The following is a 22813-nucleotide window of genomic DNA, read 5'->3' on the forward strand; positions in this document are numbered from 1 at the left end:
AGTTTTAAAGTGAAAGTTGTAGCCATCATATAGCTATAACGTTTCATGTTTTTAAAACAAGAAATATTTTATTGAAACTGCTGTAACCCCTGGTACATATAGGTTGTTGTAAGTTTTAAAGTGAAAGTTGTAGCCATCATATAGCTATAACGTTTCATGTTTTTAAAACAAGAAATATTTTATTGAAAACTGCTGTAACCCTTAAGCATGTGGATCGATACATGTGAAAGCTCACTATATGTATTACATTTTTTATGAAGAAATAGAAATACTTCTAAATCAGCATTTGTAATACCGTATAGCTTATGTTTTCTGCCTTCGTTTTTATCAAATGCACTTATTTTATCTACAATTTTTTTCATTTTCAGTGAAACAGATGGCTTTGCTTTTGCAACAAATCCCTCTTCATCTGCAATTCGTTCTTCGTAGGACATTGACTTCACAATGTCTTCGAGATAAGTATCTTTAAAATTGTAATACTTACCTTCTAAAGCGTCTACTAACCTTTGCCATGATTTAATTGTTACAATTACTGGTGTGTTCTTTATAATGAAAAATCTTGCCATCTTTTTCACCTCCTTTTATTTTGTTCACATAATATCTTTACAATTATTTGATAAAATAAAGTCAACTGCGTATTGTGAGGGTGGGTGGTTATCCCTTCTTTCTATTGGGAAGGAAAGGAGGTGATAATATGGATTTTTTGTTTGACCTTGTAAAAGAGTTTGTCAAAGCGACTGTGCGCGAAGTTTCAGCGTATTTTTTGCGGAAGCAACTTCTAGATAAGGACAACAAAAAACCCACTCCGCGCCGACCAAAGCAGAAGGGTGGGTTTCGTAAAAAGAAATAGCTTATAATAACTACCACCCATACGGTAGCAGTTAGAGAAGAGATGTTAGCGCATCTCTTCTTTTATTATATGCCATTTTATTTGATGTCATACTTATATAGTACTCTATCGAAAATATATCATATTCCTATTTTATGGTCAATTTGATTACATTTCCTCCGTAACATCATACCGAAGCAACTGCCCCTGATCATAAAATCTCTCAAAAACAATTCCCATTACATAGAAAAATACGAGACCGAAACCAATATGAATGAGTGTAAAAGTAGCTCCAAATGAAGAAAATTCATACACGAGAATTGGCAATTTCGCAGTTGTCCAAACACCTAAGAAAAATACGATGTATCGAATGCTTGCGCCTTTTTTTAATAGTAGTGCTGCAATTGGGAAGGCGACGTAGAGGGGACCCGCTGCAATGCCTCCTAATAATAGAGAAAATAAGATTCCGTATATACCTGATTTTTCACCCATATATTTCATGAGCGTTTCTTTTTTCACCCATTGATCAAGTAGCCCTACAAATAGTAAGACAGGGGGGAGGAGAAACAACATATCTAAAATGCTATTCCCTGTTAGTTGTAATGCGCTCCATCCTAAAGATTGATTTATAAAAGTTAATATAAAGAGCCCGAGTAGTAAGGCGAAAAAGAAGCGATATCTTTTTAGTTCTTTCATACCATCACCATCCAAATGATATAGGAGAATAGAAGTGACATGAGCAAAGCAGCTGCATTACGTGCGTAAGCAAAGCTTCGTCCGAATATTTTTTGTTCCATCGGCAAGGTTGTAATTCCTACTGACATAAGTGTAGACATAAGTGCCGCAACTTGAGGTAGGCCTGCACCGTGTTGAACTAACGTATGACCGAGAGGAAATACGACAAAGCTTGGAATAAGTGCAATGGATCCGAGTATTGCTGAATAAATAATACCGATGAATCCAGATTGCTCCCCAATAATAGAAGAGATGAAAGACGGCGTTAATATAGAAAGCGATAAGCCAACGAAAAGCATGATGGAGAGCATCGCAGGGAGAAGGTTGCGAAACATTTTCCATGACTTCATTAGAGCATCTTTCGTTTTACTGCGGTCCTTCATAAAAGAAATCCCCGTAAGAATAATGGCTAACGTGTAAAGAATTACGCCGTTAATCATGATCGGGTTCCTGTAAGTCTTTATATTTACCAAGGAAAAAGGATAAGTTCTTCATTTTTTCTGCAATATCCATTTGAAAATCTGCCAGTTGTTCTTTTCCGGCAGGCGTAATTCTGTACATCTTTCTCGGTTTGTCTTGATGATCTGTACTTACGTAAGATTCAATTGCACCTTCGTTTTCTAATTTTTTTAGTGTGCGATATAAAATGGCACTATCGATTGGATTGACGGGAAGTTCTTCCTCACACTTTTGCAGTAATTGTCCGCCGTAGTTATCTCCTTCAGCTAGAAATAACAAAAGAAATGCACCTGTATGTCTTCCTGTATGTTTCATGGTTCTTCCTCCTATAATGAATTAAAATTTATACTGTTAATGACAGTATACTGTTGTTAACAGTATATGGTGCGTGAAGTGCTATGTCAATTTTAAAATGTACGAATTTTGAGGGAGAAGATAACAAGAACATTGTTTTTTTAGCGCTGGTAAACGACGGATAGGGAGGGGCTGTACATCCAAAAACACAAAAAAAGACACTCTCAAGAGTGCCTCCCCTTAGCAGCCGAATCCGCCGCCCCAACAGCTAGCGCCAACGATGATTAATAAGATAAAGAGTACAACTAGTAAAGCGAATCCGCCGCCGAAACCGCAGCCTCCACCACAACTACCTCCATAGCCCATATTAACTCCTCCTTCCATAAAGACCATTAATTAATGGATTTAATTTACTTTATGTTTTTACGGATAATCTTGAGCAGGTCCTTTTGAAAAATAAAGGTGCTTAGATTTTAAGGGAGTTGACGACCTTATTTTTGTCACCGCTATTCCGTTAATGACATATTCTATTTTATTCTGTGCATTGGGGGAAGGAGGATCTTTATGGCCAATTCTGAAATGATTTTACGATTACTTACCGATTTAAAAATTGAGCAGCAAGCTTTAAAAGAGCAGTTAGGAAAGATACAAACAGCTGTGACTATTCTTGAAGAAAAATCAGCGATTGTGGAAGCAAAACCAAAGACTATTGAAGCAAAACCAGCTGTTGCTGCTGCAAAGCAAAGAGCTCATTCTGGACACCCAACATCTTTTCGTGCTTGGAGAGCATCTGCTCAAAGGAATTCATAAAAATATAAGAAAAGAAGACATCCATTAAGATGTCTTCTTTTGCTTGTACAATCCAAATGCGATAAGAAGGTATATATCCATATTGCTTTAAAACTAAGAAGAAAATAACGATTGTCGACTCCTGTTTTAGTATAGCATGTAATAGTAAAAATTTTTATGTAATATTACATATATATAGATTGTATAATGTTATTCTTGTATATTTTAGCTGTCTGTTATTTGTTTTAATTCATTTACTCTTATTTTTATAATTGTGTTAAAACAGAAACCCCTCAAACATAAGGAGGGGCTCCATAAATAGAGAAATGGTTATTAGTGTTTAATAAGGTGAAGCTCAGGATATTGCTTCTGAATTTCTTCTAAATGATTTTCGTTTATCCCTTTTAAAGTTTGATCGAAGAAGCTAGTTACTAGTTTATTAATGAGTGTATAATTTGCGGATACATCTTCACCGGGTTCGTTAATAATAGGTGAAAATGCTGCTAAATCTGTAAAACTATTATGATTTGTTTTTGGAAGTACAACTGTGTACGCGTCAGGTTTTTCAATGGTTTTATTTCTTAAATAGGATATTTCAAACAATTCATCTTGGATTCCATCTGTCTTTTGATTCTCCGCTTCTTTCATATACTGAATGGTAGCTTCAGCATTCATCAACATGAATGGTTTTTGAGGGCCGTCTTTAGGCATTGGATCGCCATACAATCCACCATCCATATCAATCGCAGCTTTAATACGGTTATCCTTTACTAACATTTGCGCGGCAGTTGCTCCTCCATAAGAGTGACCAAACATGCCAATTTTGTCATCGTCAATTAAATTTGCAATGGCTGTAAAGTTTTTATCAAAATTGCCTTTTATTACTTCATTTAAAATAAAAGTAGTATCTTGTTCCCAATTTCGAACCATGTTATTTAAAGCGTTAGGTGTAAATTCAATTGGTACGGAATCTATACGTTTTCCGTTAGGGAAAATTGTTGTTGCTGCGTATCCTGTGAAATTAAGGGCGATTACTACATAACCTTGACTAGCTAATTCTTCTAACTGGAATGTATTTTGTTGTCCGTATAATTCCATTCCATGGCCGAATAAAAGGAGTGGGAATTTTTCTTTAACTTGAAGTGGCTTAGCATCTTGATAAGAATGTGTTTTTGTCAGACCTAAATGTGTTGTTACGATATACGGAGCACCTTTTGTTACAGCCAATTGTTCAGCGAGGGCGTCTATGTTCTCAAAGTAGGCAGAAGGTTTCCCAGATCCTTTTTCGGCAGGATAGTACACTTGTATCATTAGTTCACGATTTCCATGACTACTGGGTACAATGGTTTCTTTTCGATTTGTATCAATTAAATGAAAAACTTTCGTTCCTACTGTATATTTTCCTGTAGGCTCTGGGAGTGTTATGATCGGGAAAAGTAAAGGTAACGTGAACATTGCGATAGCAGTTACGATAATTCCTACCCCTTTTAAAATTTTCATCACTAACTTTTTAGAAACAGCTGTAGTTTTTGGTTTCAAAAAAACTTGTAATGTTAAAATGAACAATAAGAAATAAGCAGGTATCATACGCCAGTTTGCGCCAATTAATACGATGGTGGCTAATAAGAATATGTAATTTATTATTAAGATGAATACATTCTTTTTCGTCAACCCACGCTTGATAAAGATAAGTTGGATGCTAGACAAAAGTAATACAGCAACAAAAATGATTTCTAACATTTTTAGTTTTTAGCTCCTTTCCTAATCATATAAATGTAGATTGCTAAATTGATAATCTATAATCTTATCGGTTATATAACCGTCATTGATAATTGTATGCATGTAAGTAAGTTTAGAATGGTTTTACATGAAATCTTAAGAAAAAAAGTACTCATATGAGTACTTTTTTTCTTAAACCGTGCCCCATAAATGATAAACCATACCGATAACAAAAAATGCTAGTCCTACAAATAAAACGATTAAAGCAAGGATTCCGTTTTTATTATGTTCCATACAGTCAGCTCCTTTTTAAGTTGTATATAAAAAGCCTTTAGTTGTAATTATGGCTAAAGAATCAAATTATCATACTTTTTTAGTTTATAAAGAAAAGACACCCATATAAGAGTGTCTTTTCCAATAGTTTGTTTAGCAGAAGCAAGCAGCGCCAACGATGATTAATAAAATAAACAATACAACTAATAAAGCAAAGCCTCCAGCGAAGCCACAGCCTCCACAACTACCACCAAAGCCCATAATAGTTCCTCCTTTAATAAGAGGGGAAAACAAGGGGTCACTCGTGTTTTTTAACGGATTCTATTTACTTTATGTTTGACGCATGAATGTGAGCAGGTCCTTTTGAAAATAAAAAAAGACACCTTGAGGTGCCTTCTGTCCCATTTATTTCATTAATATTCGTTAGCGTAAAATTCTTTTATTAGCTTTATTTCATTTGTATCTGGGTTAAACTTAAATATTTTAATTTGATTAGATTCGTCTTTATAGGCAAATGTATTATCGCTAATTTGGGTCATATTGCTAGTGTTTAAGATAGGGTCACTATCATGATCAGTGATTTCCACAGGTTTGTCACGATCCCAAAATGCAATGACAATGATCAAGATGATAAGGCATATACGTATGTTACGTAGTTCTCTTGCTAGAGGATGCTCCATATGATATTCTCCTTTTTCATTTGCTAGATTTTGTGTATAAAAGAGATATTTTCTATGAGAATATAAATAAAAAAGACACTGTAAATAGTGTCTTTTTTATTTGATTTATGCGCATTGCTTAATAAGACGCTAGTTCCTCAAGTTAAATATGAGTAACTATGTAGGGTGATTTCATTATAACATTTTAACCATTACTGGGTCTATATGGAATTTTATCGATAATTATGTTTGATTATTCAGAATGGTACATGTAGTGAAAAATATGTATTACCTATAGTAATTGTAAAATATAACGATGTATATAACTAGTCTTGTAATGAACTTTTATTATATTTAAGATTGAAATAGAAATGAAAAAAGCACAAAGAAGGAGCTGTAGCATATGGGCGCTTGGGGAACTGGATTATTTGATGATGACACGACTTGTGATGTGAAAGATCAATTTATTGAGTATATAGAAGAGGGTAATAGTGCGGAAGAAGCAACTAAGTTCATTTTAGAAGAATATGTAGATGAGTTTGATATAGAGGAAGAGTTAGAAGAAATATCTTTAGTATACATTGGTCTTGCGGCAATACAATTGGAGAAAGGCTGTCTTCAAGAAGAAGTTCGTAACAAGGCAATTGCATTAATTGAACGTGGGGCTGACCTTGAGCTTTGGGAAGAAGCCGATACGGAAGATTATGAAGAGAGAAAGAGAGTTTTAGAGGAATTTAAGCAACAGTTGATTAACAGTTAGTAGTTTACAACATAAAACTTATATATTGTCTAATATATAAGTTGAGGTGAGAGAAACACTTTTGCTTGTATAAAGATGTAATTGAGAAGAATAGTGAAAGTTTAGAGCTTTACGTATGAGAAGGAGACATCTTAATGGATGTCTTCTTTTTTAAAGTATGGAAATTGATTTCCCTTTACACAAACATAACGGTATAATATAGTTAAGTTAAGTAAACTTAACTATTAAACAGAACGAAATAACAGCATGGAGGAAGAGTGCTATGACTAGAACGTATAAAGAAATAATTAATGAAATGAACCGAGCCTACACTGAATTTTACATTTTACTATTTCAAGATTTAAAGGACGAGTATGGTCTTACTGGGCAGCAAGAGAGCATGTTATTTCATATTAATTTAAATGAAAACACGACAGCAAATCACATCGCGACTACTTTTAATATATCGAAAAGCGCTGTGAGCCAAGTTTTATCGAAATTGGAAAAGCAGAAGATGATTTCAAAACAAGTAAATCCTAATAATAAAAGGGAGTATTTCCTTACACTTGGTCCGAACGGTAGTAAGTATATGGAGCAGTTGTCTAAGTTAGATGATGTATTAATTGAGAAGTATTTTTCTAAAATCGATATAAATGCTTTAGAACAAATGACGGATACGTTAAAGAAAATAAATAAGGTGATATTGGAAGAAAAACAGAAGGATCTTGATTGTAATGAGTAAGAACTTGAATGAGGTAATGAGTAGAAAGGAGGAGAAGCGTGTGATGAGTTACATACCAAATATGATGACGATAGCGAATTTTATTTGTGGGATATTGGCCATTTATTCTGTTTTCTTTCAAGATATGTATGGTGCAGTCATGTTCATTATTACAGGTATGGTATTTGATTTGTTTGATGGTATGGTGGCTCGGAAACTGGATGCTGTTTCGGAAATTGGCGGAGAGTTAGACTCATTTGCGGATTTAGTTACTTTTGGTGTGGCACCGTCTATTCTTGCCTATAGTGTCGCGTTAAAAGATTTGCAGTCTATTGGGATGATATGTGCGCTTGCTTACAGTATTTGCGGAATGCTGCGGCTTGCGAGATTTAATACACAACAAAGCAAACTCCCGACATTTATCGGAATGCCCATTCCATTTGCGGCAATGTGTCTCCTCATTTTATGTCTCTTAAATAAAACAGCTTCCGTGGCATTTGGCACATGCGTACTTGCTTATTTAATGGTGAGCAAAATCAAATTCCCTCATTTTAAAAAAGATATATCGGAAAGCTTGAAGTCCGAAAGATGGGAGTAATAGGAAAGGTAAGGAGCATAACATGATTCGTATGGCATTAAGATCATTTAACATACAAATATATTGTTTGCTAGGCGTGATGTTACTAGGATGGCTGATGACACCTTTTCGAGCACAGTTTGTAGGAATAAGCATTGGCCTTATAGTTAGTATGTACTGCGCCTGGATTTTAGGAAGGCGTATCGAAAAGTTTGGAAATAGCATCGTAAAAAAAGAAAAAGCACCGATGCTTGGCATGATGAATCGATTTGCAGCCGCCATACTCGGTGCGATTATTATGTATGAAATTGAACACCGTGAGTACATGTGGACATTTGCAGCTGGAATTATGGGTGGGTATTTCTTGGTTATTGTTAATTTTGGGTATTACAGTATGAGGGATGAGAAGGAAGAAATATGAAGAAGTTAAGGGATTGCTATATGGCAATCCCTTAATTAATTTAGTTCCTTAATAGTTTCCCTAGCAATTTCATTAGAAGCATCCAACTCTAAAATTTTATTACAAATTGCAAGTACCTTTTCATTCACGCTAACTGTTTTCCTCTTGTCAGACTTCCATACTGCATTGATGAAAATACTACAAGGGTTGCATGTGAAGATTTAAGGGAAATTTTATATTTACCCCACTTTTTATTTTAAAAGTTTTTCCTATCCTATAAACAAGTTACATCAAGGAGGAGACTGAAAATGAAGAAGTGGGGATTTTTATTTTTAATATATTCCCGATATTCGAAGACAAAGTAGAAGATTAAATATATGAACAAAGTACCGATTCTTAAACTATGTTCTAAATAATAGATGAAAATGTAAAGTTAGGGGATTCCACATGCACACAGAAGTTTTAATGAGTTATTTGTATACGTATTTTTTTACAATTATGTTTTGTATTGTATTTCAAATTGGATGTTATTTTAAAGCGAAAAACAATATATCTATTCGGCATTTTTTATGGGTATATGTTTTTCTATTCTACCTTTCGCTAGTGTATAAAGTGACGCAAATCGCGACTGTATGGGATATAAGTAGATATGAAACGTGGATTCGTGTCAATCAAATTAATTTGACTTTATTTGATACGGCAGGTAGTACGACGTATCTTTTGAATATTGTACTGTTTATGCCGTTCGGTTTTTTATTACCGATTATTTGGCCGCAGTTTAGAAAAATGAAAAACACCGTATGCGCGGGATTCTTTTTTTCATTGGCAATTGAGTTAAATCAATTACTAAATAATAGAATTACAGATATTGATGATTTATTTACGAATACTCTCGGGACGATTGTTGGGTATGTATTATATACAGCATTATTTAAAATGATATTGAAAAGAGAGGAAAAAAAGATTGATATGAACTCTTCGCTAGTCATAAAATACGAGGCTATTTTTTGTTTAGTGTGTTCATTTGTAGGAGCGATGTTAATTTATTATCCAGCTTTGTTTGGAAGACCTGTCATCCTTCAGTGAGGTGATTACGAATTTCTTTTGAACGCTCGTACGATATTTCAATGTGCAAAAAGCCTTTAACTCATTATAGTTAAAGGCTTTTATTATCATAATTTTTAGTTACCAATTACCCACTTGAGCATCCGCCTTCAACCACTTCACCCAATCCAAATCTTCTACTTTAAGCAAACTAAGCGAAACACCCTTCATATCTAAAGAAGTTAGCAGTGTACCAACTTTTACGAATGTAATCTGTAATCCTTCCAGCTCACACAAACGACGAATGTCGTTTGCGAAAATGTATTGTTCCATTAAAGGTGTTGCGCCGAGTCCATTAATAAGGATGGCGAAGTTGTCACCTTTTCGCCAGCGATAAATGCTTTTTAGTTTGTTCATTAGTTCAATCGCTAATATTTCAGAAGAGGATAATGCTTCTTTGCGGTAACCTTTTTCTCCGTGAATGCCGACGCCGTAAAAGACTTCATCTTCGTTTAATGTGAATGAAGCTTGTCCTTTCACTGGATCGTTGGCAGGTGAAAGGGCGACTCCTAATGTGTGTAAGTTCTCGGTAACAGAACGGCCGAGTGTTGTTAGTTCTTCTAAAGAATGACCTTCAAGAGCGGCCGCACCAAGTATTTTTTGAACGAAAACAGTGCCAGCGACGCCGCGTCTTCTTTTATTAAAAGAAGCATCATCTTCAATTGAAACGTCGTCATTTACGATGATATGGTCAATTTTTCTTCCTTCTTCTTTGGCAATTTTTTCAGCCACTAAAAAGTTAGCTACGTCATCTTTAAAGTTTTTAATGATGAATAAAATACTCTTATCTTTTGGCATGAGGCGAGTTGCAGCAATAATTTGTTCCACTGTAGGCGGAGTGAAAATACTGCCGTTTACTGCCGCTGTAAGCATACCTTTCCCTACATAACCAATATCAGCAGGTTCATGTCCGCTACCACCGCCACTTATAATAGCGACGTCTTGCTTCATTTTTTCGATATCTTTTACATAAATGATGTTATTTGTTTCGTCATAATTTACTTTGTCGTTATGTTCAAAATAAAAGCCATGCAGCATATCTTGAACGATATTTTGTACATCATTCATAATCTTTTTCATTGCTTTTGCCACCCTTTAATTACTTTGCTGATTGTTCCAGTAATAGTAGTAATTGATTGTTTATCATATTTTTCATGAGAGAAGACATAATGGAAGGATCTACTTCGCACTTGCTTTCAATCCAATCTTTTATCGTTCCAACGAAGCCGTGACTATAAAAGGAGGCAATCGTATTTTTTGTCTCATCAGAAAGGCTGAATCCACAGCTCACAGATAATTCATCAATAATCTTCATATATAAGTTTTTCGTATGCTCAAATAAATAGTGATTAAACGAGTTTTGTTCAATGACTTTAAAAGCATTTCGGTAAAATTTTTGATTTTCATAAAAGTAATCAAATAATAAATCAAAAATGTTTTCCCACGTTTCATAGTCGAGAAAGTCAATAATGTTTTCTTTCGTTTCTTCTCTATAGATCCAGCTTAATAGTTCAAATTTATCTTTAAAATGATAGTAAAAAGTTTGCCTACGCATTTGACAGTGTAGCATAATATCGCTCACTGATATTTTATGGAACGACTCTGTTTCCATTAAATGTTTCAATGAGTTCGCGATTATCTTTTTAGAAATTATAGAAGAGGTCATCTCAATCATCCCTAGAATGTTAGTAATATGAAAATCCTACCCATAAATGAGAGCGGTGTCTTTAGACAGATTGTCCATTTTGTCCGTTTACTATAAAACGCTTTCATTTTAACATGGATAGTAAGAAGAAGATTTCAAATATATCACAATATATTAAAGGAATTGAGGGAGAACTACAATGAAAAAGATTATAAACAAACCAGAAACATTAGTAATGGAAATGTGTAACGGAATGGTTATGGCTCATCCAGAGCTTGAGCTTTTGAAAAAATATAAAGTCATTAAGAAGAAAGAAATGAACGAAAATAAAGTAACGTTAATTAGTGGCGGCGGTAGTGGTCATGAGCCGGCACATGCAGGGTTAGTCGGAAAAGGAATGTTAGATGCGGCAGTGTGCGGAGATGTGTTTGCTTCGCCTTCACAAATTCAGGTATATCAAGCAATTAAAGAAACAGCTAGTAAAAAAGGTACGTTATTAATTATTAAAAATTACAGCGGCGATATTATGAATTTCAAAAACGGAGCGCATTTAGCGACAGAAGATGGAATTGAAGTAGATTACGTAAAAGTGGACGATGATATTGCGGTAGAAGATAGCCTGTACACAGTAGGACGCCGCGGCGTTGCGGGCGTTATTTTAGTTCATAAAATTGCCGGTGCAGCAGCGGAAGCAAGTATGGATTTAGGAGCGGTGAAAGCTGTCGCAGAAAAAGCAGCTGCTAACGTGCGCACAATCGGTTTAGCGTTAACGTCTTGTACAGTTCCAGCGAGTGGATCACCAACTTTCACACTTGCGGAAGATGAGATGGAATACGGCGTAGGTATTCACGGCGAACCAGGAATTAAACGTGAAAAAATGTTGTCAGCTGATGAATTAGCGAACCGTATGACAAATGATTTAATGAAAGATTTAGGAGTAAAAGACGGCGAGGAAATCGCACTTTTAGTTAACGGTTTTGGTGGAACACCACTGCAAGAACTTTACCTATTTAACAACGCAGTTACGAGAGAATTAGCAGCTAGAAATATTAAAATTAATAGAGTATTCGTCGGCAACTATATGACGAGTATCGATATGGCTGGTATTTCTTTAACAGTAATGAAATTAGATGATGAGCTAAAAACGTTATTATCTAAAGAATGTAATACACCGGCGTTTAAAGTAGACGGTCCAGTTGAAAGTGTCGAGTACGTAAATGTGCTTGAAGAGACAGAAGAGAAAGAAGTTTCCTTTGAACTAGAAACAGCGGAAGAGCACGCTGTTATAAAAGATAATGTCATCACATTAAACAACATGATTTATCTCGTTGATAAAATGAGTGATACTATTATTAAAAATGAAATGCCATTCTGTGAGCTAGACACGCATGCTGGTGACGGAGACTTCGGAATGAGTGTAGCAAAAGGATTTAAGCAATTAAAACGTGAGTGGCATTCTATTGTAGATCAAGAGAACGTAACAATCGGATCATTCCTTGACGGTTGTTCGATGATTATTATGGAACATTGCGGCGGTGCGTCTGGTCCAATTTGGGGCGGGGCGTTCCGCGCAGCTAGTAAAGCAGCAGGCGAAAAACGTGAGCTAACAGTGAAAGAATTCGCTGAAATGTTGCAAGCAGCACTGCAAGGCATACAATCTATCGGTGAAAGATCATTCGGCAGAGGAGCGGTAGTTGGTGATAAAACACTTGTTGATGCACTTGCTCCATGTGTAGATTCTTGGTTAGCTAGCACTTCAAACGAAGAAAACATGAAAACTGCCTTTGAAAAAGGAGCAGAAGCAGCAGTTAAAGGCGCAGAGTATACGAAAGAAATCGTAGCTCGCATGGGTCGCGCCGGTACAGTTGGTGAAAGAAGTTTAGGCTATCCTGATGCAGGTGCGCATGCGCTTGGAGTTATCTTTACGGAGATTGCGGGTAGTTTGAAATAGGAATTGGAGAGTCCCCTCTGCCTTAAGGTGGAGGGGTTTTTCTGTAGTTGATTGATATATATAATTTCGCTAGATGTTTTCTCCGTAAAGATATGTATGTTTATAAATAATGAGATAAGGATTTTAAAAGAAGTAACGTGAGTTCTCATATAAATATGGAATTCACGTTGTTTAATTGTATTTTGGGCTTCAAAATTATGGTGGTACACCTTATGAAGTGCTTTGGAAGAGATGGAGAGATTGTTTCATAAGGTGTACCTTTTGAAATGTTAAAGTCTACCATTGGATAGGGTTTTTATGTTCAGATACATATCTATGATTAATCCCACTATGGAACCCTTATATCCTAAAAAAACAAGATGCTTATAAAAAATAATGGAATAGAGAAGTTGTTATCCAAAATGAATTAATTATTTTTCTGAATTTTGTCAATTTTCTTTATTAATATGTAGATTTCTGCGCGGTTTTATGTAATAATTTCCTTATACCATATTTTTGGAATTTTTATGGTATAAATTACATAAAAAGGATGGTCTAAATTATGAAAAAGAAACTTGCGACAACTGCATTAGCTTCGGTTTTATTATTAAGTCCACTATATTCTTACGCACATGCTGATTCACAAACAGTGGAGAAATCAAACTCACAAACAAGCCCTCTTACTACTAATCATGATACTACTACATCAGAAAACTTCTCACAGGCAATTCCTACTATTATCGCTGCTCAAAATCTAGAAGATAATGTTGTCTACAGTGAAAGTGTTGTTTATGATGAAAAAGGAAATGTTGTAGATAGACAAGTATCTGGTACAGAAGCGAAACCCTCTAGTTCTCAAGGATTAGTAATAGCGGATGGAAGTTTCAATTGGAAATATGTTGGTTCCAGAGAGTCTAGTAATAAAATAAATAGGGATAGTTACAATGTTGCTTTAATTTTAACGGGTGCATTCTCCGGTTATCTTCCTGGTAGACTTTATCCCGCTATAGCTAAAGCAGTTGCAGGCGGTCTAATGTACTTCAATCAACCTTCGCTTTATAGATATTATACTGATAATTACAGGGATTTTGATGCGGTAAATGAGTATGTAAAATCTGTAACTGTTACAAAAAGTGAGGGTGGTACGCGATTGTATTCTGATACTAAAGTACAAAAATTTGTTAAATAATAAAAAGAAAACCGAACTAGACTATTTATCTAGTTCGGTTTTCTTTTTGTTATTTATTGTATCTATTAAATCCATAACCCAGTTATTAATAATGATTAATGTAAAAATAACCAAAATTGCAATGATACTTTCATTTGATGCTATATAAGGTATAAGTGTACTTCGCATTGCGAAAAATAATATGAGAGCAAAGGCAATAGAATAAATAAATTTAATCATCAATTCACCCTTTTCAATTTAGTTTACTATAAATATACCACATTACATCGAATTATATACAGAAAACTTAAATAAATCTGACTATTTAGGTTCAGGTCTGAATTTACCCTGATTATTGGATATTTATAAGGGAACTAGTAAACAACAAGTAAACTGATTTACCCCCAAGAAATATACGTGATTTTCGTGTTAATTAGATTTTATTAGATAGTAAAGAAGAGCTGATATGATTGGGTAAAAGAATATGCTTATCTATTAGGTAATATATTCTATGGTTCAGAAAATCACGAAAAAGCCAGCAAGTATTTACACATTGCTTTAGATGCAGACAAAAAGAGCATAGAAAGAAGGGCGCTAAAATGAAAAAAGCAATCTTATTAATGATGATGTTATCCGCTGTTTTTACTTTTGGTCTTACTAATGTAAAAGACGTACCACAAAGTGAATCTATTCAAGTGTTTATGGATCATGGAGAGCATATTTAATTACCTGAAAAAAGAGGGAGCTGTGTGGGCACCCTCTTTTTTTATTATGACCATATTAATTTAGAAATACGGTTTCTGAATCTAATAAGCGATATGATAGGATTCTTGAAGAGTTTTTAAATCTTCAAATGAGATGGATAGGCTAAATTTGGATTAAAAAATGAATTAAGTGTCGGCTTTGGTATTGGTTTAGAAATAAAGTTTGGCGTAGAGAAAGGTTAAATTGTTGTATTTATTAAAGAGGAAGTGTTTTTGCTTTCATTACAGGTATTTAGGAAAATTTTAATTATTTTTGGTCTTATTGCTGTTCCTCTTAGTTTATTAGCCCTTTGGTTTGGAGCAGATGCTACATTTAAAGAGAAAATGATGTTATCTTTAGTTTTTGGAGATTGAATGTATGGTATAACAAGAAACATAATGTTCCTAAGGTTTTTCAATGGTTTCCTAGAAAATGGGGTAAAAGAAAAGTGTCAGAGCATTTATCACAATTGAATGAAAAGCTAGCGGCTGAAGGTAAAGGTATTTGGGTTACAATCTATGCTATAGATTTATACATTGTAACTATTCCTTGTACAGTCAAAAAATATAAATCTTAATAAGTATATAAAAGATCTTTTCTTTTTATAAATTTTAGAAGTGATTTGTTGAGTCCATGTGTTTATGCGGAGAAAGTCACTTGAGTGTGATGAAATAGAGGGAGATTGTAGTGAAGTGAACCGTGTAATAAAAAGCTGTAGGGCGAGACCTTAGCAAAGGGTAAAAAAACAACGGGGGTTATTTAAAATGATAATCAAAGATTTGGATTTTTTGTGATGAATACTTATTCATGCTTGATTAACATAACGCCCTATCATCGGTAGCAAGAAAAAGGCGAATTCCAAACTTCAAAAGGAATTCGCCTTTTTCTTTTTCTATAACCCTATCCATCTCTTTATACATTCCTATCATGGCGGTACCCCATTTATAGGTTATGAGAAAGGGTGTTTTTTGCACTATTATCTATTCTTAGATATTATTAATAATATCTATATGAACTTCTTTTTTATTAAAAAAGGTTTGGCGGTGTGTAAAATGATGAAAGGGATTAAAAATATTGAAACGAAAGAACCGATAAACATGTTTCTATTTATTCCCTGTAGTACTCTTTTGTTTGATAATATTTATCAACATTTTATTCTTGGAAAGGATTTTACACTAGAGAAGCTTTTATTTGAACTCGTATTTTTATTTATTTTCATTTCATTTTTTTTATGTAATAAGTGTTTACAAAAAATGAATAAACAAATGTTTACAAAATATATTTTTCTTGGTGTTAGTATTATTTATCTTTTGGCATATGATCTTATGTTTATACGTGATCCAGGTTCGTCTTTACATATCCCATATTTAGAGTGCTTCCTAGTAATTTCTGCACCTTTATTTTTAAGTATTCATTATCTTCTAACGGTATCTATTTGTATGGTATGTAGATTTTTAATTGCTATTTATTATTTTGAAATTAATTATCCAATATCATTAATATTATTGTTTCTAATCATTTTTGTTACGTCATTTTTTGTATTTCTTTCATTAAAATTTTTAGTACAAAAAATTAAAGCATCCTATGAAAAACAAATGAAAGAAACAGCTTTATCGATAATGAGGATAATGGAATTAAAGGATCAATATACGAAAGGACATAGTGAACGTGTAGCCAATTATGCTACGATTCTTGCTAAAGAAACAAATGAATATGATGATAATTTTTTAAAACAATTTCATTTTATTTGTTTATTACATGATATAGGGAAAATAGGTATTCCGGATGAGGTTTTAAAGAAAGCATCTTCTCTTACAGAAGAAGAGTATAATATTATTAAGACACACCCACAATTAGGATTAGAAGTTTTTAAAAATATATCTTTAATAAAAGGTAGCGAAGATATAATTCTTTCTCATCATGAAAGATGGGATGGAAAGGGCTATCCTCAAAAACTAAAAGGAAATCAAATACCATTATGCGCAAGAATTGTTGCAATAGCAGATGCTTTTGATGCGATGACTTCTTCAAGAGCGTATCGTTCGGCTCTATCTCCTGAAGAAGCGTATAGACGTATTATAGAAGGATCTGGTACACAATTTGATCCTTCCATGGTAGAGATTTTCAAAAAGGTATTTCCTTTGTGGGAAAAAATGGTCCCCAATTCTTTTCGTTAAAAACACATGTCTGAAATCGATTCTTATTTCAGGTATGATGAATACGAAAAATGAAAAAACAAATTCAATCGTGACAAAAATTTGGAACTAGATAATGAATAAGGCATATAAAGAAAAGGTACCCATATAGGTATCTTTTCTAATAGTTTTTTAGCAGAAACAACTGCATCCGATAATGATTAACAGAATAAATAATACAACTAATAAAGCAAAGAAGTTAGGTGGGGGATCAACTGCCCATAAAAGTCCGATTGGTTCAACTAATAATCAGTGGAGGATAAAGAACCCCCCGCTGATTAAAGTTTCACTTTATTATGCACTGTTACATACTTCTCTAAATTCCTCTATTTTTCATTTGATAAAATGGAATCCTAATATTACCAAAAGTTAAATAAATATTTCTACATATTCAATATATTTACATAAATTACAAAAATGATACATTTAAAATGATGTTTTCGACGTGATACAACATACCCCTTTATATATTCGTAGGTAAAACAAGATAATACCTTTATGAACTGCTATAAAAATATGATTTCTTATATATCATTTAATGCTTATAGGAAAAATAAGTATTAAATGATTGATTTTTATTATTCTGATGATTATAATAAATGAAAATCAAACAATTCTTATGTTGAGAAGTGGAGGGACGGGCCCTATGAAACTTCGGCAACCTCGTATGAGACGAAAGGTGCCAAATCCTGCAGGTGAAGAAACACCTGAAAGATAAGAGCGGTTCAATTAGTCAAGAAGGCTACTCTTATTTCGATAAGAGTAGCTTTTTTTATGGCTAAAAGTTAAAGGGGGGAATAGGTAATGGAGTATGGTTTTTGGTTGCCGATTTTTGGGGGATGGCTTCGGAATGTAAATGATGAATCTATGCCGCCTACGTTTGAGTATGCAAAACAAACGGCGCAAGCGGCAGAACAATTAGGTTTTTCAACAACACTTATTGCGGAATTAAACTTAAATGATATAAAAGGTGTTTCAGCACCAAGTTTAGAAGCGTGGACCACTGCGGCAGCACTTGCAGCAGTAACGGATCGATTAGAGATTATGACAGCTGTAAGACCTGGCTTCCATAATCCAGCAGTTACAGCGAAAATGGCAGCAAATATTGATCAATTAAGTAATGGTCGTTTTACATTGAATGTAGTTTCAGCATGGTGGGAAGAAGAAGCGAGACAGTACGGCGGAGTATTTACCGCACATGATGAAAGGTATGATCGCACAGAGGAATTTGTAACAATTTTGAAGGGGCTTTGGAAAGAAGAAGAGTTTTCTTATAAAGGGAACTTTTATGAGCTTCATCATACACATTTAAGTCCAAAACCGGTGCAGAAACAAGGCATTAAGCTTTATGCAGGTGGTGAGAGTGAGCGAGGAAAAGAGGTAATCGTAAACCACGCGGATGCATATGTCATGCACGGGGGAACAGTGGAAGAAGTATCTGTGAAAATAGAAGATATGAAGAATCGTAGAAAGAAAGTTACAGAGGAGCCATTGCAATCATTCGGGCTTGCGGCTTACGTCATTTGTCGTGATACAGAAGAAGAGGCGTTAGAAGAATTGAGACGCATAACGGATGTGAAAGATGATGCGTTAGGTTACGCGGGTTACCAAGATTTTGTGAGTAAATCGCAGTTGGAACAGCAAGTGAAGCTCAATGATTATTCCGTATCGAATCGCGGATTACGTCCTAATTTAATCGGAACACCAGAACAAATTGCAGAAAGGATACTTGCTTTTGAAAAAGTGGGTGTTACGTTATTACTTTTACAATTTTCACCACAGCTTGAAGAGATGAAACGATTTTCTGAAAAAGTGATGCCATTAGTTGAAGCGAAAAGAAAGGAATTGATTACAAATGAGTAAAATTTACATATTACATGAGAATAAGGAATGGACGGATCATTTATTGAGAAGGTTAGAAGAGTTGGAGTTACCGTATGAGGAATGGCATTTAGATGAAGGAACGATTTCGTTAGACGAAGAACCTCCCCAAGGTGTTTTTTATAGCCGCATGAGTGCTTCTTCACATACGAGAGGTCATAGATATGCACCTGAGTTGACGGAAGGGGTTCTTGCTTGGCTAGAGGGATACGGGCGCACAGTATGTAATGGATCTCGTGCGTTACGCCTTGAGGTAAGTAAATTGAATCAATATGCAGCATTAAGAAATTTTGGCATACAAGTGCCGAAAACAATTGGTGCTGTTGGCCGTGATCATATAGTAAAAGCAGCAAAAGAGTTAGGGGAAGTACCGTTCATTACAAAGCATAACCGTGCAGGTAAAGGCCTTGGTGTCCAACTCTTTCATTCTATTGATGCTTTAGAGCAATATTTGGATAGTCCGGCGTTTGAAGAACCCATTGATGGAATTACTTTAATCCAGCAATATATTGAAGCACCAGAGCCATATATTACACGTTGTGAGTTTGTGGGTGGCCAGTTTGTATATGCGGTTAAAGTGGATACATCAGAAGGATTTGAACTTTGTCCAGCAGATGCGTGCTCGATTCAAGATGCTTTCTGCCCAGTAGGAGAAGAGAGTAAGACAGAAGTGCCAACAAAATTTGAAATTATACGGGACTGGGACTTCCATGAGCCGATTATTGAACAATACAAAGAATTTTTGAAAGAAAATGAGATTGCCGTTGCTGGTATTGAATTTATTCGCAGTTCGGATGGAACAATTTATACGTATGATATTAATACAAATACAAACTATAATTCTGATGCAGAGTCTGTAGCGAATCAATTTGGTATGCTAGAGCTTGCTATATTCCTTGGAAGAGAATTAGAGAAACAAGTAGAGTTAGTTAAATAGTATAGAAGGTTCTAGTGAAAACCTTTGTTAAAGTAATCGTGGGAGTATGGTCAAGTTTAGGGTAGTACTACTTGCATGCTCCTATGGTGTTTGCGCTAGAACGAAAAACAGCCCAAGTTTCAATGAGGAACTTGGGCTATTTGTGTGTTATATATTCGTAAGCAAAACAAAATAATATCGACATGAGTTTTTACAGATTTTAAAAGAAGTATCCACTTTAGTTGAGTATTCATATCTATTCAGATTGTAAATTTGGTGACGTGTTACTTTGTTCTATAAAGTCAAAAAAAGTAGGTGCAGTAATGTCTTGTAGGACAGGGATTTTTTCTAAAATTTTTATTTTTATTTCTTGTTCTATATTTTCTCTTTCCTGAAAGGGGGTATTTTGTATACATTTATTTATCTTAGGGGAAAACATCTCTATTATTTCTTCAAATTCAATAGTTGTACAATCATTCATTATTAATTCTCTCCTTTTCTATTTGCATGGATTGTTTCAATTTTTTAATTGCACTTTTATGATTATAAGAAATGGTTTGTTCAGATTCTCCTAATATCTTGGCGATTTCCTTATTTGTGTACTCTTCTAAATAAAATAAGTTTAGAATTTTTATTTGTTTCTTTGATAGCTTGCGAAAACTTTTGATTAACAATTCATCACTTAAGTGACTTTGTAAATTATCTTCATTTTGTATGAATTTATCATATGTATTATCTTCATTATCTAAAGTTATAATATCATATTTAGAAATCATGTCCCCGTCCTTCGTTGCAACCGTGGAGTCTAGATTCAAGACATTCCTTTGTTTATTGAGAGTTATTTTTTTCTGAAGGTCTATTGAATAGTAATGTATTAATTTACTAACATAATCTATTACTTTTATTTTTTTAAAATGTGATTTGAAAGTTTGATCTAAAATCTGTTTATTTTCAGGTGTTGGATTAGTAATTGCTTCTTCAAAGAGATTGTAATTATATTTACTTTGCAAAAAGCTACGGACAATCGGTTGCTCCATTTTTTTTTTGTGTTTATTAATAAAGTCCTGAATTATTTTATTATTCATAAATACCCTCCTCGCTATTTAAAAAGAGAAACAAACACCTGAAAAATAAAAAAATAACAAAAAATCCCTAGAAAAAATCGAACGTAAGTTCCCTTTGTGTATTATCTCATTATTTTATTTGGTAGAAAAGGGGTATTTTGTATATCTCTTATTTTCAGTAATTCCATCTTATAAATTTGTCGAATAGAAAAAGGTCAGAGAAATACAAATATATAAAGGTCTAGATGCAAGACGAAAAATAGAAAGAAAATATAAAAAATAAAATGAGGTTTTTTGATTTTTCTCTAAAGATTAACTCTTTAATTAAGGAATAGAGATAAGGAGGGATAAATTTGACTAAACAAATCATTTTATATGGTCATAATGATTGTATTTTTTGTGTTAGAGCTAAAAGGTGGTTGGAGGAAAATGGTTTTGAATATATTAATAAGGACGTAATAAATGAGGAAGTACGAACAGAGTTCGAAATATACAATGCGGTGGGTATTCCTTTATTTATCATTAAAGATAATGGTAAACAGACTGAAGAAAAGGTAGTTGGTTTTAAGGAAAGTAAACTCCGAGCCATTTTGAACAAATAAGAATGTATGTTATGAGTGTAGATTTTTAAAATAGTATTAGGCAAAAAGATGATTGTGATTTTAAATATCAATCATCTTTTTTATGTTCGTGAAGCTATATAGAATGTTTTTTATTTCATACTTTTTTAGTTTAGGTGATGTGATTTCTCTTTGTAAACTACAATGTTTTTTTTTGAAAGGGAAATGACGTAAAAATTACTAGGACATCTAGGGCTACTTTATTTGCTTCTTGTGCACTCGATTTGCTCTTACATATGTTTTCTTCTTGATCAGACAATGCTGTAGTTTCAGTGTACATAGCATACTTATATTTTAAAATTGCACAGAAAAGTTAGAGTTTTCATATCTCAAAGAAGGAAGCAAACAAACACAATTAATTTAGAAAGGTGGTACGAGTAATATGGATCCTACTCATTTAGAACCATGGTTTTCTGCAATTGGTAATTTTGGCTTTCCAGTTGCGTTAGCCGTTTATTTGTTAATTAGATTTGAGAAAAAACTGGAAAGATTAACAGATGTCATTGAAACATTAAAAGATGTAATTCGAATGAAATAATTTATTTTCATTTCAACTTTGAATTTCTCATTAATTACTTCTCTTATAGTAAGTGTATAGTTTTTAAAGCAGGAGGGATATACGTGAACGAAATTGAGAATGAACTGAAAAGGTATAACGAATTAAAAAGAGATTTAATGACTGTTGTGAAATGTATAGATTGTTGTAAGGAAGAGGATGTCTGTTTTTATCAAGATTTAGCTATGGTATATACAACTAAGTTACATAGTTTTCTTGATTTCATTGAAAAACAACATGAAGTTAGCATCTTTTGTATGCAAAAAAGAACTAAGTTTATAAAAATTTGAAGATGAAATTTTGATTTTCGTACTTAAGAGTTCTCTTTTAGGTAATGAAAGAGAACATATGGCGACATAGCCAAGTGGCAAGGCAAAGGTCTGCAAAACCCTTATCCTCGGTTCGAATCCGAGTGTCGCCTCTTTAAAACTGAATTTTCTTTCTCTTTTTTTAAGAGAAGAAAAATTAAAGATAAAATTTTGATTTTTATATTAAAGAATTCTCTTTTAGATAATGAAAGAGAGCAGCATATGGCGACATAGCCAAGCGGTAAGGCAAAGGTCTGCAAAACCTTTATCCTCGGTTCGAATCCGAGTGTCGCCTCTTTAAAACTGAATTTTCTTTCTTTTTTAAGGGAAGAAAAATTAAAGATAAAATTTTGATTTTTATATTAAAGAATTCTCTTTTAGATAATGAAAGAGAACAGCATATGGCGACATAGCCAAGTGGTAAGGCAAAGGTCTGCAAAACCTTTATCCTCGGTTCGAATCCGAGTGTCGCCTCCAAATATTATTTA

General features: G+C 33.9%; 30 protein-coding genes, 3 tRNA genes, 1 pseudogene and 1 riboswitch. Of the genes and pseudogenes, 21 read left to right on the forward strand and 13 right to left on the reverse strand.

What is annotated here, in order from left to right:
- Window positions 1–203 precede the first annotated feature (203 nt).
- A pseudogene (locus PDQ68_RS13970) lies at window positions 204–566 on the reverse strand (hypothetical protein); the annotation flags it as partial.
- Window positions 567–694: 128 nt separating this feature from the next.
- On the opposite strand from PDQ68_RS13970, the gene PDQ68_RS13975 reads away from it, so the two are divergent.
- Window positions 695–850 (forward strand): hypothetical protein, encoded by a 156-nt coding sequence (locus tag PDQ68_RS13975; protein WP_061182574.1) that lies wholly within the window; start codon window positions 695–697, stop codon window positions 848–850.
- Between the two features lie 147 nt (window positions 851–997).
- On the opposite strand, the gene PDQ68_RS13980 is transcribed toward PDQ68_RS13975, so the two are convergent.
- The 4 genes from PDQ68_RS13980 to PDQ68_RS13995 all read right to left on the reverse strand — a co-directional run bounded on the left by PDQ68_RS13980 (window position 998) and on the right by PDQ68_RS13995 (window position 2683).
- Complete coding sequence (locus tag PDQ68_RS13980) at window positions 998–1525, reverse strand: permease (protein ID WP_061182573.1); 528 nt, start codon at window positions 1523–1525, stop codon at window positions 998–1000.
- Window positions 1522–2004 (reverse strand): hypothetical protein, encoded by a 483-nt coding sequence (locus tag PDQ68_RS13985; RefSeq protein ID WP_061182572.1) that lies wholly within the window; start codon window positions 2002–2004, stop codon window positions 1522–1524. The genes PDQ68_RS13980 and PDQ68_RS13985 overlap by 4 nt, the downstream gene beginning before the upstream one ends.
- A complete protein-coding gene (locus PDQ68_RS13990; RefSeq protein WP_061182571.1) occupies window positions 1997–2338 on the reverse strand; it encodes a PadR family transcriptional regulator in 342 nt (113 codons plus the stop codon). The genes PDQ68_RS13985 and PDQ68_RS13990 overlap by 8 nt, the downstream gene beginning before the upstream one ends.
- 219 nt (window positions 2339–2557) lie before the next feature.
- Complete coding sequence (locus PDQ68_RS13995; RefSeq protein WP_000540377.1) at window positions 2558–2683, reverse strand: YjcZ family sporulation protein; 126 nt, start codon at window positions 2681–2683, stop codon at window positions 2558–2560.
- 198 nt (window positions 2684–2881) lie between these two features.
- Here PDQ68_RS13995 and PDQ68_RS14000 point away from each other — a divergent pair, with 198 nt between their 5' ends.
- The gene (locus tag PDQ68_RS14000) at window positions 2882–3127 is read left to right on the forward strand and encodes a hypothetical protein (RefSeq protein WP_061182570.1); all 246 of its coding nucleotides are present in this window, start codon (window positions 2882–2884) and stop codon (window positions 3125–3127) included.
- Between the two features lie 312 nt (window positions 3128–3439).
- On the opposite strand, the gene PDQ68_RS14005 is transcribed toward PDQ68_RS14000, so the two are convergent.
- From PDQ68_RS14005 to PDQ68_RS14015, 3 genes are all read right to left on the reverse strand, one after another.
- A complete protein-coding gene (locus tag PDQ68_RS14005; RefSeq protein ID WP_061182569.1) occupies window positions 3440–4846 on the reverse strand; it encodes an alpha/beta hydrolase family protein in 1407 nt (468 codons plus the stop codon).
- A gap of 405 nt (window positions 4847–5251) precedes the next feature.
- A complete protein-coding gene (locus tag PDQ68_RS14010) occupies window positions 5252–5359 on the reverse strand; it encodes a YjcZ family sporulation protein (RefSeq protein WP_000505670.1) in 108 nt (35 codons plus the stop codon).
- Between the two features lie 152 nt (window positions 5360–5511).
- Window positions 5512–5778, reverse strand: a complete 267-nt coding sequence (locus tag PDQ68_RS14015; RefSeq protein ID WP_061182568.1) for a YmzC family protein — start codon at window positions 5776–5778, stop codon at window positions 5512–5514.
- 382 nt (window positions 5779–6160) lie between these two features.
- Here PDQ68_RS14015 and PDQ68_RS14020 point away from each other — a divergent pair, with 382 nt between their 5' ends.
- The 5 genes from PDQ68_RS14020 to PDQ68_RS14040 all read left to right on the forward strand — a co-directional run bounded on the left by PDQ68_RS14020 (window position 6161) and on the right by PDQ68_RS14040 (window position 9280).
- The gene (locus PDQ68_RS14020; RefSeq protein ID WP_061182567.1) at window positions 6161–6517 is read left to right on the forward strand and encodes a MarR family transcriptional regulator; all 357 of its coding nucleotides are present in this window, start codon (window positions 6161–6163) and stop codon (window positions 6515–6517) included.
- Between the two features lie 262 nt (window positions 6518–6779).
- Window positions 6780–7238 (forward strand): MarR family winged helix-turn-helix transcriptional regulator, encoded by a 459-nt coding sequence (locus PDQ68_RS14025; RefSeq protein WP_000198938.1) that lies wholly within the window; start codon window positions 6780–6782, stop codon window positions 7236–7238.
- A complete protein-coding gene (gene pssA / locus PDQ68_RS14030; RefSeq protein ID WP_153016915.1) occupies window positions 7231–7815 on the forward strand; it encodes a CDP-diacylglycerol--serine O-phosphatidyltransferase in 585 nt (194 codons plus the stop codon). The genes PDQ68_RS14025 and pssA overlap by 8 nt, the downstream gene beginning before the upstream one ends.
- Before the next feature lie 22 nt (window positions 7816–7837).
- Window positions 7838–8215, forward strand: coding sequence for an ATP synthase subunit I (locus PDQ68_RS14035; RefSeq protein WP_061182566.1), 378 nt, complete (start codon window positions 7838–7840; stop codon window positions 8213–8215).
- A gap of 426 nt (window positions 8216–8641) precedes the next feature.
- Window positions 8642–9280, forward strand: a complete 639-nt coding sequence (locus PDQ68_RS14040; protein WP_061182690.1) for a VanZ family protein — start codon at window positions 8642–8644, stop codon at window positions 9278–9280.
- A gap of 99 nt (window positions 9281–9379) precedes the next feature.
- Here the strand turns inward: PDQ68_RS14040 and dhaQ are convergent, their stop codons facing one another.
- Window positions 9380–10378 (reverse strand): DhaKLM operon coactivator DhaQ, encoded by a 999-nt coding sequence (dhaQ, locus tag PDQ68_RS14045; protein ID WP_061182689.1) that lies wholly within the window; start codon window positions 10376–10378, stop codon window positions 9380–9382.
- Between the two features lie 19 nt (window positions 10379–10397).
- The gene (dhaS, locus tag PDQ68_RS14050) at window positions 10398–10964 is read right to left on the reverse strand and encodes a dihydroxyacetone kinase transcriptional activator DhaS (RefSeq protein ID WP_000204205.1); all 567 of its coding nucleotides are present in this window, start codon (window positions 10962–10964) and stop codon (window positions 10398–10400) included.
- A 178-nt stretch (window positions 10965–11142) separates the two neighbouring features.
- On the opposite strand from dhaS, the gene dhaK reads away from it, so the two are divergent.
- The 6 genes from dhaK (at window position 11143) to PDQ68_RS14085 (ending at window position 16962) form a co-directional block, all read left to right on the forward strand.
- Window positions 11143–12894, forward strand: coding sequence for a dihydroxyacetone kinase subunit DhaK (gene dhaK, locus PDQ68_RS14055; protein WP_065107677.1), 1752 nt, complete (start codon window positions 11143–11145; stop codon window positions 12892–12894).
- A 541-nt stretch (window positions 12895–13435) separates the two neighbouring features.
- A complete protein-coding gene (locus tag PDQ68_RS14060) occupies window positions 13436–14062 on the forward strand; it encodes a hypothetical protein (protein WP_016716666.1) in 627 nt (208 codons plus the stop codon).
- A 578-nt stretch (window positions 14063–14640) separates the two neighbouring features.
- Window positions 14641–14766, forward strand: coding sequence for a hypothetical protein (locus tag PDQ68_RS14070; RefSeq protein WP_000709204.1), 126 nt, complete (start codon window positions 14641–14643; stop codon window positions 14764–14766).
- Window positions 14767–15018: 252 nt separating this feature from the next.
- The gene (locus tag PDQ68_RS14075) at window positions 15019–15159 is read left to right on the forward strand and encodes a hypothetical protein (protein WP_000950218.1); all 141 of its coding nucleotides are present in this window, start codon (window positions 15019–15021) and stop codon (window positions 15157–15159) included.
- Window positions 15138–15362: a hypothetical protein gene (locus PDQ68_RS14080; protein WP_043897062.1), complete on the forward strand. Its 225-nt coding sequence runs from the start codon at window positions 15138–15140 to the stop codon at window positions 15360–15362. Before PDQ68_RS14075 ends, PDQ68_RS14080 begins: the two co-directional genes overlap by 22 nt.
- A gap of 475 nt (window positions 15363–15837) precedes the next feature.
- Entirely contained in the window at window positions 15838–16962 is a 1125-nt protein-coding gene (locus PDQ68_RS14085) for an HD-GYP domain-containing protein (protein ID WP_016716670.1), read from the forward strand.
- A 150-nt stretch (window positions 16963–17112) separates the two neighbouring features.
- On the opposite strand, the gene PDQ68_RS14090 is transcribed toward PDQ68_RS14085, so the two are convergent.
- Complete coding sequence (locus tag PDQ68_RS14090; RefSeq protein WP_080012582.1) at window positions 17113–17214, reverse strand: YjcZ family sporulation protein; 102 nt, start codon at window positions 17212–17214, stop codon at window positions 17113–17115.
- A gap of 380 nt (window positions 17215–17594) precedes the next feature.
- Window positions 17595–17701, forward strand: a riboswitch (SAM riboswitch).
- A gap of 83 nt (window positions 17702–17784) precedes the next feature.
- Here PDQ68_RS14090 and PDQ68_RS14095 point away from each other — a divergent pair.
- Both PDQ68_RS14095 and PDQ68_RS14100 read left to right on the forward strand, forming a co-directional pair.
- Complete coding sequence (locus PDQ68_RS14095; RefSeq protein ID WP_061182687.1) at window positions 17785–18843, forward strand: LLM class flavin-dependent oxidoreductase; 1059 nt, start codon at window positions 17785–17787, stop codon at window positions 18841–18843.
- Entirely contained in the window at window positions 18836–19798 is a 963-nt protein-coding gene (locus tag PDQ68_RS14100; RefSeq protein ID WP_061182686.1) for an ATP-grasp domain-containing protein, read from the forward strand. Before PDQ68_RS14095 ends, PDQ68_RS14100 begins: the two co-directional genes overlap by 8 nt.
- Before the next feature lie 235 nt (window positions 19799–20033).
- Here PDQ68_RS14100 and PDQ68_RS14105 read toward each other — a convergent pair whose 3' ends face one another.
- Window positions 20034–20258: a helix-turn-helix domain-containing protein gene (locus PDQ68_RS14105; RefSeq protein WP_061182685.1), complete on the reverse strand. Its 225-nt coding sequence runs from the start codon at window positions 20256–20258 to the stop codon at window positions 20034–20036.
- Window positions 20251–20862 carry a sigma-70 family RNA polymerase sigma factor gene (locus PDQ68_RS14110; RefSeq protein WP_061182684.1) on the reverse strand — a complete coding sequence of 204 codons (612 nt, stop codon included), beginning with the start codon at window positions 20860–20862 and terminating at the stop codon, window positions 20251–20253. Before PDQ68_RS14110 ends, PDQ68_RS14105 begins: the two co-directional genes overlap by 8 nt.
- Window positions 20863–21194: 332 nt before the next feature.
- On the opposite strand from PDQ68_RS14110, the gene PDQ68_RS14115 reads away from it, so the two are divergent.
- From PDQ68_RS14115 to PDQ68_RS14140, 6 genes are all read left to right on the forward strand, one after another.
- On the forward strand, window positions 21195–21443 hold the full coding sequence (locus PDQ68_RS14115; protein ID WP_061182683.1) for a glutaredoxin family protein: 249 nt from the start codon (window positions 21195–21197) through the stop codon (window positions 21441–21443).
- A 400-nt stretch (window positions 21444–21843) separates the two neighbouring features.
- A complete protein-coding gene (locus PDQ68_RS14120; protein ID WP_016716676.1) occupies window positions 21844–21999 on the forward strand; it encodes a YvrJ family protein in 156 nt (51 codons plus the stop codon).
- Window positions 22000–22082: 83 nt separating this feature from the next.
- Window positions 22083–22307, forward strand: coding sequence for a hypothetical protein (locus PDQ68_RS14125; protein ID WP_061182682.1), 225 nt, complete (start codon window positions 22083–22085; stop codon window positions 22305–22307).
- A 60-nt stretch (window positions 22308–22367) separates the two neighbouring features.
- Window positions 22368–22438 (forward strand) — tRNA-Cys (locus PDQ68_RS14130).
- Between the two features lie 111 nt (window positions 22439–22549).
- Window positions 22550–22620: transfer RNA gene (locus PDQ68_RS14135), tRNA-Cys, on the forward strand.
- 108 nt (window positions 22621–22728) lie between these two features.
- A tRNA-Cys gene (locus PDQ68_RS14140) sits at window positions 22729–22802 on the forward strand.
- Window positions 22803–22813 lie beyond the last annotated feature (11 nt).

The organism is Bacillus cereus group sp. Bc010 (genome assembly GCF_027716745.1).
In the GTDB taxonomy this organism is placed as follows: Bacteria; Bacillota; Bacilli; order Bacillales; family Bacillaceae_G; genus Bacillus_A; species Bacillus_A pacificus.